We start from the raw sequence: 19,955 nt of genomic DNA on the forward strand, positions 1-19,955 counted from the left end.
TATTAAACCGTATAAAAAAAACGAATGGGTTGATTTGGGTTGTTTTTCCATAAGCAGCGTTTTTAAAAAAGCAGTTTTAGGGCAAGTGCTTTTGTTTGAATAATTTAACTATAAGAAATGTAAGAATAATTTGTCAATTTGTGAATAGGGATATGTGTTAAATTTTTGTTTAAAATAATAATAGGGGTGTTGTTTTTTTAAGGATTAAACTTTTGTCTTAGAGTGTGATATAAATGATTGTGTAATTTGTAAACGAAAAACGCTGCACCATTACAGTGCAGCGCTTCCTTAATAATTCTCCCTAAGAACTAATTAATAGCATAGTAAAGGTATTTATAATCGGAGTGTTTTGAAATACGTAGGTATGCGTATTTTTTGTTTCAATACAAATTTGAGGCCTTACGGTTGGAATTAATCAGAAGGTTTTAATTTAAAATACTGTGGTTCTAAAACGAAAAACGCTGCACCATAACAGTGCAGCGTTCCCTTAATAATTCTCCCTAAGAACTAATTAATAGCATGGTAAAGGTATTTATAATCGGAGTGTTTTGAAATACGTAGGTATGCGTATTTTTTGTTTGAATACAAATTTGAGGCCTTATGTTTAGAATTGATTACAAGGTTTTAATTTAAAATACTATGGTTCTAAAACAAAAACGCTGCACCATTACAGTGCAGCGCTTCCTTAATAATTCTCCCTAAGAACTAATTAATAGCTTAGTAAAGATAGGGTATAAATAGGGTGAGTAAAATACGTGCTTTTACGTATTTTTTAAAAGATATCTTTATTTTCAGTAGCCCATATAAAAAGGCCGTTGTGCTTTCCGTTTAGCTTTAATTTATTTACAATATTACTTCGGTGCTTGTCTACAGTTCGAGAAGAAATTAATAGTTCATCGGCAATTTCAGGACTGGTTTTATTCTCGGCGATGTATTTAATTATTTTAATTTCTGTTTTAGTAAGTTTATTCAGCGCGGTAATATCCGATTTTGTGTATGATTTTTCTAAATTAGGAAGTAGCTCCTTACTTAAATAAGGTTCGTTGTTTGTTACACTTTCTATGCAGTTTTCTATTTCTTCCACCGCAAATTCTTTTAAGATATAGCCGTAGATATTTAATTCCTTTGCTTTTTCGTAAACGTCCTGTCGTTTGTCGAACGTAATCAGGATTATTTTTGTGTAGATGTCATTTTTTTTGCACTCTGCGGCGATTTCCAAACCCGTCATATGAGGCATTCTTATGTCTAATATGGCAATCTTGGGTTTAAGTTTTACGATGAGGTTGTATGCCGATCGTCCATCTGTTGCACTACCTACAATGTTATAATTTAAAGATGTCAGGTAATTGGTCATACCCTTTAGCATGAGGGGATGATCGTCTGCAATAACGATGGAACTTTTCATATTAGTCGCTAATTAGTAAGGGTTAGGGATATAAAGTTACATAAATCTTATCTAACCAAAAATCTTTTCAGATAGAGATATTTACGGTCGTAATCGATTATAGCTTTTCCTTTTTTCAGGATATCAGCACCAATGATACCATCTACAGGCTTAGAGTTGTGGCTAATTAGTGCCGTGTTTACGTGTGTCATGTTAAATAAGATAAGAGAGACTTTATCGCGTTTCCACTTTCCTATTTTTAGTTTGTTTTTTTTAGATAATTGAGTGCTCATATCTATGGCGCCTGCTCCAGCAGCTTTTATTTCGGAATCTTTAACCTTAAGTTTAAAGGTGTCTATGGCCTCAAAGCCAACGCAGGAACTGGAAGCTCCGGTGTCCAGAATGAATAAACCGATTACACCGTTAATCGTGGCTTTAATTTCAAAGTGATTGGTTTTAGTGAGTTTCAGCTTAATCTTAACATAATCCCGTTTCAGAAGAAATTCTTGAAGTGTTTCCATCTTAATGTAATTTAGGCAAATATAATGATGTAAATCCATTAATTTTGCGCCATGATTATAACAGATACCCATACACATTTATATAGCGAAGCTTTTGATGAAGACAGACATGATATGATTACTCGTGCAATAGCAGCTGGAGTTTCACGTTTCTTCATTCCGGCGATTGATTCTACTTATACCGAGCGTATGCTGCAACTGGAAAAAGATTTTCCCGAGCATATGTTTTTAATGACAGGCTTGCATCCAACACACGTGAAGGATAATTTTAAAGGCGAATTAGAGCATATAGAAGGTTTGCTTAAATCACGAAAATTTTATGCTATTGGAGAAATAGGTGTCGATTTGTATTGGGATAAATCTACTTTAGAGATTCAAAAGGAAGCGTTTAATCATCAGATTAAATTGGCAAAGCAGTATAAATTGCCCATAGTAATTCACTGCCGAGATGCCTTCGATGAGGTTTTTGAAGTTCTGGAATCTGAAAAATCCGATGATTTGTTCGGTATTTTTCACTGCTTTACGGGTAATCTGGAGCAGGCACATCAGGCTTTGTCTTATAATATGAAATTAGGAATAGGAGGAGTGGTTACCTTTAAAAATGGAAAGATCGATCAGTTTTTAAATCAGATAGATTTAAAAGATATTGTTTTAGAAACCGATGCGCCTTATTTGTCTCCAACGCCGTATCGTGGAAAGCGCAATGAAAGTGCTTATATAACTCGAGTGCTGGAAAAATTAGCTGAACTTTACGGAGTTTCTCAGGAAGAAGTTGCTGCTGTTACAACAGAAAATTCTAAACACATTTTCGGAATATAATATGACTAAGGTGAGACCAAACATACTGTTAATATATACAGGAGGGACCATTGGGATGGTTAAAGACTTCGAAACCGGAGCTTTAAAAGCCTTCGATTTTAAAAATCTGCTTAAGCGTATACCAGAGCTTAAACAACTGGATTGTGATATCGAGACCATTTCGTTTAAGGAACCTATAGATTCCAGTAATATGAATCCGGTATACTGGGTACAAATTGCAGAAATTATAGAAAAGCATTACGCTGCTTTCGATGGTTTTGTTGTATTACACGGCAGTGATACGATGAGTTATACTGCATCGGCTTTGAGTTTTATGCTGGAGAATTTAGATAAGCCCGTGGTGTTAACCGGGTCGCAATTGCCTATTGGAGATTTGCGCACAGATGCTAAAGAGAATTTGATTACTTCCATTCACGTCGCTTCTTTGCAGCGTTATAATAAGCCTGTAATTCGTGAAGTAACACTGTATTTTGAGTATAAATTGTACAGAGGAAACCGAACGACTAAGCTTAGTGCTGAGCATTTTGAAGCATTTGCTTCTATGAATTACCCCGAACTAGTGACTTCAGGAGTGCATTTAAAAGTGAATCATGATTATTTACTTAAACCAAAACGACGAAAGGATTTAATAGTTCATAAAAATTTAGATACGAATGTGACTATTATAAAGTTGTTTCCCGGGATTACAGAAACTGTAATTCGAAGTGTTTTAAATACACCTGGCTTGAGAGGAGTGGTTATGGAAACGTATGGTGCTGGTAACTGTACAACAGAAGAATGGTTTTTAAATTTAATTAAAGATGCTATACACCGTGGTATACATATTATTAATATAACCCAGTGTGCAGGAGGAAGTGTGTTAATGGGCCAGTACGAAACCAGTGAAAAACTAAAACGAATGGGCTTAATATCAGGAAAAGATATTACCACAGAGGCTGCAATTTGTAAATTAATGTATTTGCTTGGACAAAATGTTTCAGCTAAAGTGTTCAAAACCATATATGAAACATCTTTGCGTGGAGAATTGGTTTAAAATTAACTGTTAAAATTTTTAGGTCTTAAAGATTTTTTGTTATTTGCCGTACTTTAAATTAATTAGAAATATACAGAGAGGTGGCCGAGTGGTCGAAGGCGCACGCCTGGAAAGTGTGTATACGCCAAAAGCGTATCGAGGGTTCGAATCCCTTCCTCTCTGCAGATATTTTTGTTTTTTAATTATAAAATTTTTTTATCTTTAACACTTTAACTAATAAAATTAAGATCAAGAACAATGAAAAGATTATTTTCTATCCTAGCCATTACCTTTATGGTGGCATTCGGAACTGTTAATGCAACTACTAATGCGGCTACTGTAGCTTCAACTGTAGTTTCTTCAATTCAAGACGATGCAGATGCAACTGCAACAGAAAGTTTAGGTTTTCACCAAGAATTAAAAAAGCGTTTTATAGAAGGTGGCGCTGGATTCATGGGAATCGTTTTATTATGTTTAATTCTAGGTTTAGCAATTGCTATTGAGAGAATTATCTTTTTAAACTTATCTTCAACAAACACTAAAAAATTAACTCAAAAAGTAGAAGATGCATTACAGTCTGGTGGTGTAGAGTCTGCTAAAGAAGTATGTAGAAATACAAGTGGTCCTGTAGCTTCTATCTTCTATCAAGGTTTAGATAGAACTGATGAAGGATTAGACGCTGTAGAAAAAGCTGTTGTAGCTTACGGAGGTGTACAAATGGGACAATTAGAGAAAAACGTTTCTTGGATTTCTTTATTCATCGCATTAGCACCGATGTTAGGATTCATGGGTACGGTAATTGGTATGATCGAGGCCTTCGATAAAATTGAAGCTGCCGGAGATATGCAACCTTCTCTTGTTGCTGGTGGTATTAAAGTAGCACTTTTAACAACTGTATTCGGTTTAATTGTTGCGATTATCCTTCAGATTTTTTACAACTATATTATTGCAAAAATTGACAGTATCGTTAATGACATGGAAGATGCTTCAATTACATTAATGGACTTGTTAATTAGAAACAAGAAGTAATAATAGTTAGTAATAATTAAAAACACATTTAACATGAGTTTACATAAAATACTTACAATTATTGTTGCTATATTATCTGTTTTAGGAGCCATTTTCGCTTTAATGATTATGTCTGGAAACAATGATATGGTTGACAATATGATGTATGTTACTTATGTAACCCTAGCTCTTATATTAGCCTTAGTGTTAGTATATGTTGTGGTTGGGTTGTTCAAAGGTAACATCAAAAAGACGTTAATCTCTGTAGGAGCATTTTTAGTGATATTATTTATCTCTTATGCAATGTCTTCTGGAACAGATTTAGATTTAACACCATTTATTAATAAAGGTATGGACGTTACAGAATCTACATCTAAGTATGTAGGTGCCGGTTTATATGCTTTCTACGCTTTAGCTTTTATAGCTATCGGATCTATGGTGATGTCATCAATTAAAAAAATATTAAACTAAGAACCTATGGCAAAAAGATCAGCACCAGAAGTTAATGCGGGCTCTATGGCTGACATTGCTTTCTTACTTTTAATCTTTTTCTTGGTAACTACAACTATTGAAACAGACTCTGGATTAAATAGAAAATTACCTCCTTTAGATGAAAATCAACAGGATAACGTAGTTATTAAAGAAAAGAATATTTTTCAATTAACAGTGAATAAGAACAATGACTTGTTATTGAAAACTGGAGGTAATGAAGAGCAAATCGAATTAAAAGATTTGCGTTCAGCAGCAGTAAAGTTCTTAGATAATGGTGGTGGTACTGGTAAGGATGCTTGTCAAAACTGTCGCGGTAAAAGAGATCCAAAATCTTCCGATAATTTCGATAAGGCCATTATCTCCTTACAAAACGATAGAGCGACGAAATACGATACGTACATAGCCGTACAAAACGAAATTTTAGCAGCTTACAATCAATTACGAGATAGAGAGTTTAAAAATGCTTATCCTAATCTTGATATGAGTTTTGTAGAAGCAGATAGAAGATATTCTGATCCACGAACTTCACCATCTGAAAAAGAAAGTTTAAAAGAGAAAATCGAAGCAATCAAAGTTATGATTCCTCAGAAATTCTCTGAAGCAGAGCCAAGAAAGTCTAATTAGATAAAACAAAAATTTATGTCTAAATTTAAAAAGAAAAAAGGAGGCGATTTACCTGCGATATCTACAGCATCATTACCTGATATTGTATTTATGTTATTATTCTTTTTCATGGTGGCTACTACTATGCGTGAAACTACCTTAATGGTAGAGAATAAATTACCGGCTGCCGATCAGGTTGAAAAGCTTGATAAAAAGGATTTGGTAATGTATATCTACGCTGGTAAACCGAGTCAGAGATTTCAAAGCCAGTACGGAACAGAGTCTAGAATTCAGTTAAATGATAAGTTTGCAGACGTAAGTGAAATTGCAGCTTTTATCGCGGCTGAGCGCGCTTCGAAACGTGAGGAATTAGTTCCTTTCTTAACTACAGCATTAAAAGTAGACCAGGATGCTAATATGGGATTAGTTTCCGATATTAAGCAAGAGCTACGTAAAGTAAATGCTTTAAAAATTAATTATACAACCAGAAAGGGTGATGCCATTGCTGGTGTAAAGAAATAAGAATATTCTTAATTTTATTTTGTAAAGGTGTTTTGATATTTTCAAAGCACCTTTACTGTTTTAAAGAGGTGCTGTTATAAGAGCATTAGGATACTTTGATTGATATGAAGATAAAGCTTGTTTTACTTTGGTTTGTTTTATTGGTATTTAACCTTGCCTATGCCCAAACCCCGGAGAAGCCTGTACAGGTTGTAGATTCCCTTTATAAGGAAGATCAGTTTTATGCCGGACTAACTTATAACATACTTGTTAATCGTCCTGGAGGAGTGTCTCAAACGGGATTTTCTTTAGGCTTGCAGGCTGGTTTTATCAAGGATATGCCTTTAAATAAGCGTAGAAACCTAGCCTTAGGGCTTGGAATAGGCTATTCATATAATTTATTCAATCAAAATCTGGGAGTTTTTGAGGGGCCTGAAAATGACTTGAGTTACATTGTTCTGGATGCTTCTTACGAATTGGAATATAGCAGAAACAGTTATTTTCTGCATATGGTGGAAGTGCCCTTTCAGATTCGTTGGCGAACGTCTACAGCTTCAGATTATCGGTTTTGGAGGATTTATACAGGCTTTAATGTCGGTTATGTGTTTCATAGTATAACCAAATTTAAAGGCGAAATAGGTAAGGAGCGATTGCGTAATACCGAGGGCTTTAATAAGTTGCAATACGGGCTTACATTAAGTGCCGGTTATAATACCTGGAATTTTTATGTATATTACCCGTTAAATACTTTGTTTGAAGATGCCAATACGTTTTTAACACAAGAGCATATCGATATGAAGTCTATTAAGTTAGGTCTCATTTTTTACCTGCTATAACCAGTAAGGCACTAACAGGAGCTGTGGGAGTAATCCGATAAAGAAGCCCATTACAAGTTCTTGTGGAGTATGCGCTCTTAATTGTAATCTAGATGTCGCTGTGGCACCCAGCAATATGCTGATTAATGCAATGCTTCCTATTATGTTTATATGAAAATGTACACTTAGTGCAATAAAAAACATAAACAACCCAGATAAAGCCATAATGTGTATGCTTGCCTTATAATTCACCAGAAGTAATATAACACACGTAAGTGTAGAAAAAATTATGCCAATAAAGAAGTAGTATAGTTCTATAAAATCTTCAGGAAGTATTACTCGTTTTATTATAATAAATAGTAGGGCTGTATATATTAATAAAGGCAATATGCGCTCTTTTGCGCGACTTAATTGTATAGTGTCTACACGCCCTAGCAATTTTAAAACAAGCGTGCTTAAAAGAGGGATAATAATGGTTAGGATAAAAAGGCTGAAGACCTTATATTTTATAAGTTCGAAGGGGATATATCGAGGTGATTTTGAAAAATAGAACAATACGCAGGCAAAAGGCATAAATAAAGGGTGGAAAATATAAGATATACTTTTTATCATGTATTGTAGGTAAGTGATGATTGAATTAAGCCGATTTAAATTTTCTTCCGGAGCCTGGCCACAGGAAAATCTAATTGCTCTCTGTATTTGGCTACCGTTCTTCTTGCAATAGGATAGCCTTTTTCCTTTAAAATGGACGCTAAAGTTTCGTCGGTTAGTGGTTTTCGTTTATCTTCTTCCTCAATAACGGTTTCCAGTATTTTCTTTATTTCCCGTGTGGAAACATCTTCCCCCTGATCGTTTTTCATGGATTCTGAGAAGAATTCCTTGATTAATTTTGTGCCATAAGGGGTGTCTACATATTTACTGTTTGCAACTCTTGAAACGGTTGAGACATCCATGTTAATTTCGTCAGCAATATCTTTTAAGATCATCGGTTTTAATTTACGTTCGTCACCGCTTAAAAAATAGTCTTTCTGATAGTGCATAATGGCACTCATGGTTACAAATAAAGTTTGTTGTCTTTGTTTAATGGCTTCTATAAACCATTTTGCCGCGTCTAATTTTTGTTTTATAAAGCTAACAGCATCTTTTTGAGACTGTGATTTTTCTTTCGTGTCTTTATACCCTTTAAGCATCTCGTTATATTCTCGGGATACATGTAGTTCTGGAGCATTTCTACCGTTAAGGGTCAGCTCTAATTCGCCATCTATTATACGAATGGCAAAATCGGGTACAACGTGTTCCACAATTCGGTTATTACCGGAATACGAACCACCTGGTTTAGGATTTAAGCGTTCAATTTCTTCAATGGCATCTTTAAGCTGGGCTTCGCTAACATTGAATTTCTGCATTAATTTTTCGTAATGCTTTTTAGTGAATTGATCGAAGGCTTCGTCTATAATCTGAGTAGCCAGAACAATATCGGCTAATTTTTCTTTACGGTGTAACTGTATACTTAAACACTCTTGTAAATCTCGGGCACCAACACCTGCAGGATCTAATTGGTGGACTGTATGAAAAACTTTATTGATTGTGGCTTCGTCTGTGTATACATTTTGTGTAAATGCCAAATCGTCCATAATATCTGGTGTCGATCGGCGTATATAACCACTTTCGTCCACACTACCTACAAGAAATTCTGCGATATCCCGTTCTTCATCACTTAACCTAAAGGTGTTTAACTGATTTATGAGATGTTGAGTGAAAGACGTTCCTGCAGCATATGGCATAGTCTTCTCTTCGTCGTCGCTACTATAGTTGTTGGCTTGCGTTCTATAATCGGGAATCTCATCATCACTCAAATAATCATCTACATTAATGTCGTCTGAATTGATGGTCTCGGAATCGTCGTTATAGTCGTCGTTAGGGTTATCAAAAGCATCATCGTATTCGTTAATGGGTTCTTCCTTACCACCTTCAAGAGCAGGGTTTTCTTCGAGTTCCTGTTTTAGGCGTTGTTCAAATGCTTGCGTTGGCAACTGTATCAATTTCATTAACTGAATTTGTTGCGGCGATAATTTCTGCGATAATTTAAACTGTAAGTTTTGTTTTAGCATATAGGTTGATGCGATTTATCATAAAAATAAAAAAAACAATCTATATACTAGAAGCATATAGATTGTTTTTGTGAGTATTTTAAGAGATTAAAATTCGGCGTTCTGCGGTGTTCTCGGGAACGGAATCACGTCTCTAATATTAGTCATTCCTGTAGTAAACATTACCAGTCTCTCAAAACCAAGACCAAAGCCAGAATGTACGGCTGTACCATATTTTCTTAAATCCAGATACCACCAAAGCTCTTCTTCATCTATACCTAAAACGGCCATTTTTTGTTTTAGTACATCCAAACGTTCTTCACGTTGTGCACCACCAACTATTTCTCCAATTCCAGGGAATAGGATGTCCATAGCACGTACGGTTTTTCCGTCTTCATTTAAGCGCATATAAAAGGCTTTAATGTTGGCTGGGTAATCGAACAGAATTACCGGACATTTAAAATGTTTTTCAACAAGGAAACGCTCGTGTTCACTTTGTAAATCGGCGCCCCACTCTTCAATAAGATAGTTGAATTTCTTTTTCTTGTTCGGCTTGGAGTTTCTTAAAATATCGATAGCTTCGGTATAACTAACACGTTTAAAGTTATTATCTACAACAAAACGCAGTTTTTCTAAAAGTGTCATTTCGTTACGCTCAGCCTGAGGTTTTTTCTTGTCTTCGTCCTGTAAACGCTGATCTAAGAATACAAGGTCGTCGTGGTTATTGGTAAGTACGTAATTAATAACATACTTCATAAAGTCTTCTGCAAGATCCATGTTGCCTGCAAGGTCCATAAAAGCCACTTCCGGTTCTATCATCCAGAATTCAGATAAGTGTCTAGATGTATTAGAATTTTCGGCTCTAAATGTAGGTCCAAAAGTATAAACCTTACCTAAAGACATGGCATAGGTTTCTGCTTCTAACTGCCCGGATACGGTAAGATTGGTTTCTTTTCCAAAGAAATCTTTCGTATAATCTACCTCTCCATTTTCTGTTAAAGGCGGGTTTTTAGCATCTAAATTCGTTACGCGAAACATTTCTCCTGCACCTTCTGCATCACTTCCTGTAATAATAGGTGTGTGTACATAATGAAAGCCATTAGTGTTGAAATATTGATGGATGGCAAACGATAAGGCCGATCTTAAACGCATAACAGCACTAAACGTGTTTGTTCTGGTTCTTAAATGCGCCTGCTCGCGTAAAAACTCAAACGAGTGTTTTTTTGGCTGAATAGGGTAGGTCTCAGGATCTGAATCTCCTAGAATAGTAATAGAACTCACTTGAATTTCTACACTCTGACCTTTACCCTGACTTTCGGTTAATTCGCCTTTTATGTGAACAGCTGCACCAGTGGTGATGCGCTTTAATGTATTTTCGTCTGTATTTTCAAAATCGACAACGCACTGGATATTTTGTAATGAAGAACCATCGTTTAGAGCAATAAAACGGTTTGCTCTAAAGGTTCTTACCCAACCTTTTACTTCTACCTCATGTAGTGTTATGTCTTTAGATAATAATTCTGAAATAGTACTTGGTTTCATTTTCTAATAAGTTTAACTCTGCAAATATAATTGTTTATGCACGGTTTATTTTAATTGATTGTGTTGTTTTCGTCTTCCTGTTCTTCGTCATCTTCCTCCGGAATAATATTTATAGCCGGTTCTTTTAAAACCGCTTTATTAGCAATATTACGCTCCAGCGACAGTAATAACGAAGGCAATAATAATAAATTGGAAAGCATGGCAAATAAAAGCGTTACCGAAACTAATGCTCCCAAGGCAACAGTGCCTCCAAAACTGGAGATGATAAATACCGAAAAACCAAAGAATAATACTGTAGAAGTATAAAACATACTTACTCCGGTTTCTCTTAACGCACCGTAAACAGAGCGTTTTATTTTCCAGTTATGGGCTTGTAACTCTTGTCGGTATTTGGCAAGGAAATGAATCGTGTCATCTACCGAAATACCAAAAGCAATACTAAATACTAAAATGGTCGACGGTTTAATAGGTACACCTAAGTATCCCATAAGTCCGGCCGTTACTAGAAGTGGGAGCAGGTTAGGGATAAGAGAAATTAAAATCATCTTAAACGACCTGAACATGTAAGCCATAAATAATGAAATTAAAAGGATGGCTAAGGTTAAGGAAATTGCCAGATTTTTTACGAGATAAGTTGTTCCTTTCTGAAATACCAGCGCTTTTCCTGTCATAGTAACAGTATATCGGTCTTCTGGAAACACTTTATCGATTTTGGTCTGTAAATCGTCTTCAATCTCCTGCATTTTATCCGTACCTATATCTTTCATAAAGGTTGTAATACGGGCATATTGTCCGGTACTATCAACAAAACTCTGAAGCAAATCGGTATTAGAAGACGAGTTTTTAGCGTAAGATAAAATGAAACTGTTTTCCTGAGAGGTTGGTAATTGGTAATATTTTGGATTACCGTTATAATACGCCTGCTTGGAATATTTTACCAGACTGACTACCGAAATAGGTCTTGAGAGTTCCGGAATATCACGAATAAGGTCTTCCAGTTCATCCATACGTTTAAGAGTACTCAGTTTCATTACCCCTTTTTTACGTTTGGTATCCACCATAATTTCCAATGGCATAATACCATCAAATTCGGTTTCGAAAAACTCGATGTCTTTAAAAAACGGTGCTTTTTGAGGCATGTCTTCCAGTAAGCTTCCCGAAATTTTTATCTGATAAATACCAATAATACTTGCAGCGAGTAAAATAACAGATGTAATGAAAATAGCAATGCGATGATCTCTTACCATACGTTCCATCCAACCAACAAAAGCACTTATCCAGCGCTTATTTAAATGTTCTAGATGGCGATCTTTTGGGAATGGTAAAAAGGTGTAAAGTATAGGTATGATTAACAAGCACAGTATAAAAATGGCGAGTATGCTTAAAGAGGCTACAACACCAAATTCTTTTAACAGTGTACTTTCGGTTAAAATAAAGGTCGCAAAACCAGAAGCGGTAGTTACATTCGTCATTAACGTCGCGTTTCCTACTTTGGTAATAACGCGTTGTAAAGACTTTACTTTATTTCCATGCGATTTAACTTCCTGCTGATATTTATTAATTAAAAATATACAGTTTGGAATTCCTATAACGATAATTAACGGAGGAATTAAGGCTGTTAAAACGGTTATTTCGTACTTTAAAAGTCCAAGTATACCTAGTGTCCACATAACCCCAATGGAAACCACTATTAGTGAAATAAAGGTTGCTCTGAACGATCGGAAAAAGAAAAAGAAAATCACAGAGGTAACCAGTAAAGCAGCTCCTACAAATAATCCGATTTCGTCTACTATATTCTGTGCGTTTAATGTTCTAACATATGGCATACCCGAAATATGTACATTCATTTGGGTGTCCTTTTCAAAAGCATCTACTTTTGGAATTAGGACATCTGTTACAAAATCTTTTCGGGCAGGTGTATTTACAATGTCTTTTTTCAGGTAAATAGCCGTTCTTATGGTTTTTGTTTCTGTATTAAACAAAAAGTTATCGTAAAACGGATATTTATTAAATAGTTCGTCTTCTAAAGTTTTAACCTGTTGTGTTGAGGATAAAGAATCTTTAATAAACGGTTCTAAAGTAAATTGCTGAAGGCTGTCGTTTTTAACTAATTTCTGAAGATCCTTTAAATCGACTACGGCTTCTACAGCTTCATTGTCTTTAAAGGATTGCGAAAGTTTGTTCCAAGCGTTTAATTTATCGACACTAAAAATAGTACTGTCTTTAATGCCTATTACCACAAGATTTCCTTCTTCACCAAAAACACGTAAAAAATCATTGTACGTCTGGTTTACCTCATGGTCGTCCGGTAATAGGTTAGCTTCGGTATAGGTGAAGCGCATGTATTTCCATTGCGTACTTAAAAAAACAGTTGCTATCACAATAGCAATTAAAATAGCAATTTTATTACGTAAAATAAGTCGGGCAATGCGTTCCCAGAACCCTGTTGTAAATAGTTTAAGCATAAGTTTGTTAAAGAACCGCAAATGTAGAAAAAAGCTGCGTATTACTTAAACCTAAAGCCTTATAATGTAACGTTAAAAGTGAATTTTAAGGCAATATTATCTTCCAGTTTAGGTAAATGATAAGCGCCGTATCTGTATGTTGCACTCAAGCCAAAACCAAAGACTAATTTGTTCAGTTCGAAACCAGATTCCAGGTAACCTTTGTCCAGGGTGTTAAAGTTAATACCCTGGTGTCGCTCTTTATGCTGCATATCGCCATAAGCAAATCTTGAAATAAGCACAATTTGTGGCTTGGAATAGGTGGAAGTGTAAAATGGCGGAAAATAATGTTTGGCCTGTATTACCGAAAATACGTCTGAGAAGAACTCATTGAAAAACATAGTCTCGAAACTGTTTAATCCCGCCACCGAAAAACGCTGCATAATAGTGGCTTTATTGATATTATTAGGATAAGCGTGATACAGATGTGTAAGTGGCGCATCTCCAAAAGCAATACCTGTTGCAAGATTAAATTCAGTATGTGAATCTTTGTTGTGAACCCAGTGGTAAGCGCCTTTAAAATCCAGTTTCTGAAAATTAAAATCACCTTTAAATGCTCTGTTTATACCTTGTGTATATTGTAGTGTAAATTTTGGGTAGCTGTTTTGTGTTTTTTTATAACCGGACGTTGTAGATTTATAAATGTCGAAAGGGCTCCAGTGGAGTGCAATCTTGGCAATAGTTAATTCGTAGGCAGTATAGGTGTTGTCATTAACCGCAAAAATGTAATTAAATTTCGGGTCTATGTTACTTACTGAAAACTGGGTTTCGGAAGACAGGTTAGGATAAAAGTCGTGTTGCAAAGAAATCGCTTTGGTAATATGGCGATAAAACAAACTGATATTTAATAAACGAGGTTCGAAGAATTGAAAAATTCGTTTATCTGTTAAAAATCGGGTACTTGCTGTTTCCTGTAAATCGTCGGTATACGATGCATTAATCCAGGTGTTATGTGTGGGGTCTAAACGGAGACCGCCTCCAAAACTATATTTATATCGGCCGTCTTTAAAACCGTAAACGGTATAGGCATTAATTCGGAATTTTTCTGAAAGTTTGTTGCTGGTAGTGCCGCCAAGACCAGTTCGAATTCCTTCGTATTGGTTGAATTTAAAAAGATATCTTAAATCGAGATTAAAATATTTTAAGGGAATGTATCCATTCCCCACATTATGAATTAATTCAGCTTTTTTTTGTTTTCGTTCAGCTATTTTAACACTGTCTTTAGCTTGTTTTATTTCGGAAACAATAATCTGTGCCCGACTGGAGTATATGGAAAACAGAAGTAAAAATCCGAGACAGTATTTAAACATTTATAACGGGTAAATTTCAGGCAGCAAAGGTAGTGTATTCTTTTTAGAAATTAAGCTGCTGTTTTTGCTATAAAAAAAAGCGACTTAAAAGTCGCTTTCAAATTATACTGTCATGATTTCCTTTTCCTTTACGGCAAGGATTTCATCAATCTTTTTAACGTATTTATCGGTTAAGGTTTGAACGTCTACCTCGGCATTTTTCTTAACATCTTCAGAAGCGTCATCTAACTTTTTAATGTCGTTGTTAGCATCTTTTCTGGCGTTTCTTATTCCTATTTTACCGTCTTCAGCTTCAGCTTTAGCTTGTTTTGCCAAGTCGCGTCTGCGTTCTTCGGTTAATGGTGGAACGTTAATTATAATTGTATCACCATTATTCATAGGGTTAAAGCCCAGGTTGGCAATCATAATTCCTTTTTCAATTTCCTGAAGCATATTTTTTTCCCATGGTTGAACGGTTATGGTTCTACCATCCGGTGTATTTACATTCGCTACCTGGCTTAAAGGAGTTTGAGAACCGTAATAGTCTACCAAAACACTACCTAGCATTGCAGGACTGGCTTTACCTGCTCTAATGTTTACCAATTGTTTTTCTAAATGCTTAATAGCAGCCTCCATGGCTTCTTTTGTAGAATCTATTATAAATTGAATATCTTCATTCATGGTGTTATACTTTAGACGTTGTAAATGTAAAAAATCAAATTAAATTAAAGGTTTACTTCTGTACCAATGTTTTCTCCGGAAATGACTTTAAGCAGATTTCCTTTTTTATTCATATCGAATACAATAATTGGCAGATTGTTTTCCTGACTTAAAGTAAATGCTGTGGTGTCCATAACCTTTAATCCTTTTTTAAGAACTTCTTCAAAAGTAATATGGTCGAATTTTACAGCGTTACTGTCTTTTTCCGGATCGGCATTATAAATACCATCTACTCGGGTACCTTTCAGAATAACATCGGCTTCAATTTCTATCGCGCGTAATACGGCAGCAGAATCGGTTGTAAAATAAGGGTTTCCTGTACCACCACCAAAGATTACTACTCGGCCTTTTTCTAGATGGCGCATGGCTTTTCTGCGAATGAAAGGCTCTGCCACTTCGTTTATTTTAATAGCTGTTTGTAATCGGGTAGGGATATCGGCATCTTCTAATGCACTTTGCAAGGCCAAACCATTAATTACTGTCGCCAACATACCCATATGGTCGCCTTGTACACGGTCCATACCGTTACTGGCCCCGGCAACACCTCTAAATATGTTACCACCTCCAATTACAATGGCAACTTCTACACCTAAATCGGTTATGGCTTTAATGTCTTTGGCGTATTCGGCCAGTCTTACTGGGTCTATTCCGTATTGACGTTCGCCCATTAAAGCTTCGCCTGATAATTTTAAAAGGATGCGTTTAAATTTCATAGTTTATTTATAGAAGTTTTGCAAAACTACATAATTTTTTAAAATAGGATGTGATAAATGTACCCTGAATTTACTGTTATGTGTGAGTTTTGAGCATGAAAAAAGCCATTATTTCAATGTAGAAATAATGGCTTTTATATGTTGTACTGAAAAAAATCAGTATAGTATTCTTATCCTAAGGCAACACGAGTAAATCCTGTTACAGTAACACCGTCGAAAGACTCAACGTATTTAGCAACAGTAACTTTTTCGTCCTTGATGAATTTTTGATCTAATAAACATTGTTCTTGGTCTAAAGTCGTGTTGTCTGATACAAAACGATCCATTTTACCAGGAATAATTTTATCCCAGATTTGTTCTGGTTTACCTTCAGCTTTTAATTCAGCTTTAGCATCTTCTTCAGCCTGAGCCATAACTTCTGGAGTTAATTGTGCCATAGAGATGTATTTAGGTACATTCTTTAATGTTTTTCCTAAACGTGCTAATTCTTCGTTATCTTTTTCGATTACTGCAATACGAGCTTCAGTTTCTGCAGCTACATAAGCAGGATCGAAATCTTTGTAAGATAGAGTAGTAGCACCCATAGAAGCAACTTGCATTGCTAAATCTTTAGCTAATACGTCAGCGTTTTCAACTGCAGAAGATAATCCTACTAAAGCAGCAATTTTGTTAATGTGAACGTAAGAACCAACATAAGCAGCTTCTAATTTAGAATATTCTTTAATCTCTAATTTTTCACCAATAACACCAGTTTGTTCAACTAATTTTTCTTCAACAGTGATACCATCGAAGTCAGCAGCTAATAATTCTTCTTTAGAATTCACAGTCATTGCTAAATCAGCTAATTTGTTAGCTAAGGCAACGAAGTTTTCGTTTTTACCTACGAAGTCAGTTTCACAACCTAAAACAATAGATACACCTACAGTGTTATCTGCATTTACTTTAGCAACTGCAGCACCTTCACTAGAATCTCTGTCTGCTCTGTTAGCTGCTACTTTTTGACCTTTTTTACGTAATACGTCGATTGCTTTATCGAAATCTCCTTCAGCTTCTACCAATGCTTTTTTACAGTCCATCATACCTGCACCAGTAGCTTGTCTTAGTTTGTTTACCTCTGCGGCTGTTACTTTTACCATAATTTCTATGTAATATGAGTTAAAAAAAGTCGTTCAATTAATTTTCTACAAAGAAAAGAACTAAACGACTTATTTATGTTATGTAATGATTATATGTAGTTTATTCCTCTTCTTCTGTAGCAGTTGCTTTTTTCTTAGAAGGAGAAGTTTTCTCAGCTTTAGCTGAATCTTTATCAGCTTTACGCTCAGCTAATCCACCAGCAATAGCTCCAGTTACATGAGATAATACTTTATCGATAGATTTAGAAGCATCGTCGTTTGCAGGGATTACGTAATCTACCTGACGTGGGTCAGAGTTCGTATCTACCATTGCAAAGATAGGAATGTTTAATTTTTGTGCTTCTTTAATCGCGATGTGCTCACGCTTAATATCTACTACAAATAAAGCTCCTGGTAAACGTGTCATGTCGCTGATAGAACCTAAGTTTTTCTCTAACTTAGCTCTTAAACGATCTACTTGTAAACGCTCTTTTTTAGATAAAGTGTTGAATGTTCCGTCTTTCTTCATTCTATCGATAGAAGCCATTTTCTTAACCGCTTTTCTAATAGTTACGAAGTTTGTTAACATTCCACCAGGCCATCTTTCAGTAATGTAAGGCATGTTAATTGCCCCAGCTTTTTCTGCTACGATGTCTTTAGCTTGTTTTTTTGTTGCAACGAAAAGGATTTTACGTCCAGAAGCAGCAATTTTGCTTAATGCTTCACCGGCTTCATCTATTTTAGCTGCAGTTTTATATAAGTTGATAATATGGATACCATTACGCTCCATATATACATAAGGGGCCATGTTTGGATCCCACTTACGTGTCAAGTGTCCAAAGTGTACACCTGCTTCAAGTAATTCTTTTACTTCTACTTTTGCCATTTTGTGATAGTTTACGTTCTGTTGAATTAGCAATGATTAAGTGGCTTCGAAACGAATGGCCTTAACCATTTAGATGCTAAACTAAATCCAGATTTAAAATAAATCTTGGACAACAAAAACTGGATTAAATTTTTTACAATATTAACGTTTAGAGAACTGGAATTTCTTACGCGCTTTCTTCTGACCGAATTTCTTACGCTCTACCATTCTTGGGTCTCTTGTTAATAAACCTTCTGGTTTTAAGATGCCTCTGTTTTCTGCATCTAACTCGCATAAAGCACGAGATATTGCTAAACGGATAGCTTCTGCCTGACCAGTAATACCACCTCCATATACATTTACGGTAATATCAAAGTTGCCATCATTGTTAGTCATAGCTATAGGTTGGTTTACTTTATACTGTAATGTAGCAGTAGTAAAATAATCCGCTATGTCTTTTTTGTTAATTGTTATGTTTCCTTGCCCTTGAGCAACATAAACACGAGCAACAGCCGTTTTTCTACGGCCAATTTTGTGAATTACTTCCATTAGTTGAATTCGTTTAAGTTAATTGCTTTTGGCTTTTGAGCGTCATGAGTATGAGCCGAACCAACAACAACGTTTAAATTACGGAATAAATCTGCACCTAATTTGTTTTTAGGTAACATTCCTTTTACTGATTTCTCTACAATTCTCGCCGGATCTTTAGCGAACATTTCTGTAGCAGTTAAACTTCTTTGACCACCTGGGTAACCTGTGTGACGAATGTAAGTTTTATCGTTCCACTTGTTTCCTGTTAAGTTGATTTTCTCAGCATTAATAACAATTACGTTATCACCGCAATCAACGTGTGGTGTGAAATTAGGTTTGTGTTTTCCTCTTAAAAGTTTTGCAACTTTAGAAGCTAAACGACCTAAACTTTGACCTTCAGCATCAACTAAAACCCACTCTTTTTTTGCAGTAGCTTTATTGGCTGAAATCGTTTTGTAGCTTAATGTATCCACACTTTTTAAATTTTCAAATTAAACATTCCTCTCTTAAAAAGAGTTTGCAAATTTACGATAATCTATTTGATTACCAAATAGTATGACGTAAATTTTATTTCCTGAAAGTCAGTTGATTAATTTTTAATTTAATTAGAGTGCTTTTTTTTGAATTCACAGGACGAAATTTTGGGACTTAAATTCCCGAATCGGGGATTGAAAATTTGAAGACTCTTATTAAATGGAACTTTTTAATTTCTGATTTAGGAATGGAACTTACAGACCAACAATAAATTGCCAGAATTAGTGTTGGTTGGATGTCTGTGTTCAACTAGTCGAAGATGTCAGCATTAATAGCGAAACCAGTGGATTTCAATTTCGTTAATCGCGAAAGATAGTAATACGCTAAACCCAAATCGAAAACATTTCAATTTACAATTATAATAGTATTTAATAAGGCTGGAATGTTTCCGGAATCATCTTCTTTCTAATATTAAATTTCCGTTAAAGCCATTGAGGGTGAATAAGAAAAGCTTTACCTTCAAGGTTCAATTCGAATTAATTAATAATTTTTTAAATTTTAGAACAATGAGTGATCAAGAATCTAAATTAGCTCAACTTAAAGATACTGCCGTAAAGCAATTAACCGAATGTGGCGTGAGTAGTATAGACCATGATAAGCTGGATGCTTATGTAAATAGTTTAAAAACTATGATTGAAAATCAGGATGCCCTTTTAGTGGCAGGTTCTGATGAGTCTGAACTGGAAACCGTTCGTCGTAATTTTGTAGAGAAAAAGTTGGGTATAACAGATAAAGATAAGGCTATGGCAGCTATTAATGCTGTAGTAACTAAAATGTCTGATTTTAAAATGAAAAGCAGGCCGGCGTTTTATTATCTGGTTGCCGAAGCTTTAAATTAATCAGATATAATAAATAGTAAATATTTAAGAAGCTATCAATATTATTTGGTAGCTTTTT

At 35.2% G+C, this 19,955-nt stretch carries 21 protein-coding genes and 1 tRNA gene; 9 read left to right on the forward strand and 13 right to left on the reverse strand.

Annotated elements, in window-relative coordinates; translation table 11 throughout:
* Nucleotides 1–772 precede the first annotated feature (772 nt).
* Both I3217_RS06335 and I3217_RS06340 read right to left on the reverse strand, forming a co-directional pair.
* Entirely contained in the window at nt 773–1,405 is a 633-nt protein-coding gene (locus I3217_RS06335; protein ID WP_435048912.1) for a DNA-binding response regulator, read from the reverse strand.
* Nucleotides 1,406–1,452: 47 nt separating this feature from the next.
* Nucleotides 1,453–1,905, reverse strand: coding sequence for a retropepsin-like aspartic protease family protein (locus I3217_RS06340; RefSeq protein ID WP_435048913.1), 453 nt, complete (start codon nt 1,903–1,905; stop codon nt 1,453–1,455).
* 51 nt (nt 1,906–1,956) lie between these two features.
* On the opposite strand from I3217_RS06340, the gene I3217_RS06345 reads away from it, so the two are divergent.
* From I3217_RS06345 to I3217_RS06380, 8 genes are all read left to right on the forward strand, one after another.
* On the forward strand, nt 1,957–2,724 hold the full coding sequence (locus I3217_RS06345) for a TatD family hydrolase (RefSeq protein ID WP_435048914.1): 768 nt from the start codon (nt 1,957–1,959) through the stop codon (nt 2,722–2,724).
* Between the two features lies 1 nt (nt 2,725).
* Entirely contained in the window at nt 2,726–3,757 is a 1,032-nt protein-coding gene (locus tag I3217_RS06350) for an asparaginase (protein WP_435048915.1), read from the forward strand.
* Nucleotides 3,758–3,831: 74 nt separating this feature from the next.
* A tRNA-Ser gene (locus I3217_RS06355) sits at nt 3,832–3,919 on the forward strand.
* Nucleotides 3,920–3,994: 75 nt separating this feature from the next.
* The gene (locus I3217_RS06360; protein ID WP_435048916.1) at nt 3,995–4,765 is read left to right on the forward strand and encodes a MotA/TolQ/ExbB proton channel family protein; all 771 of its coding nucleotides are present in this window, start codon (nt 3,995–3,997) and stop codon (nt 4,763–4,765) included.
* Nucleotides 4,766–4,798: 33 nt separating this feature from the next.
* Complete coding sequence (locus I3217_RS06365; RefSeq protein ID WP_435048917.1) at nt 4,799–5,215, forward strand: hypothetical protein; 417 nt, start codon at nt 4,799–4,801, stop codon at nt 5,213–5,215.
* 6 nt (nt 5,216–5,221) lie between these two features.
* A complete protein-coding gene (locus I3217_RS06370) occupies nt 5,222–5,860 on the forward strand; it encodes an ExbD/TolR family protein (protein WP_435048918.1) in 639 nt (212 codons plus the stop codon).
* Between the two features lie 15 nt (nt 5,861–5,875).
* A complete protein-coding gene (locus tag I3217_RS06375) occupies nt 5,876–6,361 on the forward strand; it encodes an ExbD/TolR family protein (protein ID WP_435048919.1) in 486 nt (161 codons plus the stop codon).
* A 104-nt stretch (nt 6,362–6,465) separates the two neighbouring features.
* Complete coding sequence (locus tag I3217_RS06380) at nt 6,466–7,176, forward strand: porin family protein (protein WP_435048920.1); 711 nt, start codon at nt 6,466–6,468, stop codon at nt 7,174–7,176.
* Here the strand turns inward: I3217_RS06380 and I3217_RS06385 are convergent.
* The 11 genes from I3217_RS06385 to rplM all read right to left on the reverse strand — a co-directional run bounded on the left by I3217_RS06385 (nt 7,171) and on the right by rplM (nt 18,997).
* Nucleotides 7,171–7,767: a hypothetical protein gene (locus tag I3217_RS06385; protein WP_435048921.1), complete on the reverse strand. Its 597-nt coding sequence runs from the start codon at nt 7,765–7,767 to the stop codon at nt 7,171–7,173. The genes I3217_RS06380 and I3217_RS06385 overlap by 6 nt on opposite strands.
* 35 nt (nt 7,768–7,802) lie before the next feature.
* Complete coding sequence (gene rpoN / locus I3217_RS06390) at nt 7,803–9,266, reverse strand: RNA polymerase factor sigma-54 (protein ID WP_435048922.1); 1,464 nt, start codon at nt 9,264–9,266, stop codon at nt 7,803–7,805.
* A gap of 87 nt (nt 9,267–9,353) precedes the next feature.
* Nucleotides 9,354–10,787, reverse strand: coding sequence for an asparagine--tRNA ligase (asnS, locus tag I3217_RS06395; RefSeq protein ID WP_435048923.1), 1,434 nt, complete (start codon nt 10,785–10,787; stop codon nt 9,354–9,356).
* A 50-nt stretch (nt 10,788–10,837) separates the two neighbouring features.
* Complete coding sequence (locus I3217_RS06400; RefSeq protein WP_435048924.1) at nt 10,838–13,252, reverse strand: efflux RND transporter permease subunit; 2,415 nt, start codon at nt 13,250–13,252, stop codon at nt 10,838–10,840.
* Nucleotides 13,253–13,311: 59 nt separating this feature from the next.
* Nucleotides 13,312–14,601: a DUF5686 family protein gene (locus tag I3217_RS06405; protein WP_435048925.1), complete on the reverse strand. Its 1,290-nt coding sequence runs from the start codon at nt 14,599–14,601 to the stop codon at nt 13,312–13,314.
* A 102-nt stretch (nt 14,602–14,703) separates the two neighbouring features.
* Nucleotides 14,704–15,261 (reverse strand): ribosome recycling factor, encoded by a 558-nt coding sequence (gene frr, locus I3217_RS06410; RefSeq protein ID WP_435048926.1) that lies wholly within the window; start codon nt 15,259–15,261, stop codon nt 14,704–14,706.
* Between the two features lie 44 nt (nt 15,262–15,305).
* Nucleotides 15,306–16,013 carry a UMP kinase gene (pyrH, locus tag I3217_RS06415; protein ID WP_435048927.1) on the reverse strand — a complete coding sequence of 236 codons (708 nt, stop codon included), beginning with the start codon at nt 16,011–16,013 and terminating at the stop codon, nt 15,306–15,308.
* Nucleotides 16,014–16,183: 170 nt separating this feature from the next.
* Entirely contained in the window at nt 16,184–17,149 is a 966-nt protein-coding gene (gene tsf / locus I3217_RS06420; protein ID WP_435048928.1) for a translation elongation factor Ts, read from the reverse strand.
* Nucleotides 17,150–17,249: 100 nt separating this feature from the next.
* Complete coding sequence (rpsB, locus tag I3217_RS06425; protein WP_435048929.1) at nt 17,250–18,014, reverse strand: 30S ribosomal protein S2; 765 nt, start codon at nt 18,012–18,014, stop codon at nt 17,250–17,252.
* A gap of 141 nt (nt 18,015–18,155) precedes the next feature.
* Entirely contained in the window at nt 18,156–18,542 is a 387-nt protein-coding gene (rpsI, locus tag I3217_RS06430) for a 30S ribosomal protein S9 (RefSeq protein WP_435048930.1), read from the reverse strand.
* Complete coding sequence (rplM, locus tag I3217_RS06435; RefSeq protein WP_435048931.1) at nt 18,542–18,997, reverse strand: 50S ribosomal protein L13; 456 nt, start codon at nt 18,995–18,997, stop codon at nt 18,542–18,544. Before rplM ends, rpsI begins: the two co-directional genes overlap by 1 nt.
* Nucleotides 18,998–19,564: 567 nt before the next feature.
* Here rplM and I3217_RS06440 point away from each other — a divergent pair.
* Nucleotides 19,565–19,897 (forward strand): DUF2853 family protein, encoded by a 333-nt coding sequence (locus tag I3217_RS06440; protein WP_435048932.1) that lies wholly within the window; start codon nt 19,565–19,567, stop codon nt 19,895–19,897.
* Nucleotides 19,898–19,955: the final 58 nt, after the last annotated feature.

This window comes from Formosa sp. S-31, assembly GCF_051172795.1.
In the GTDB taxonomy this organism is placed as follows: Bacteria; Bacteroidota; Bacteroidia; order Flavobacteriales; family Flavobacteriaceae; genus Formosa.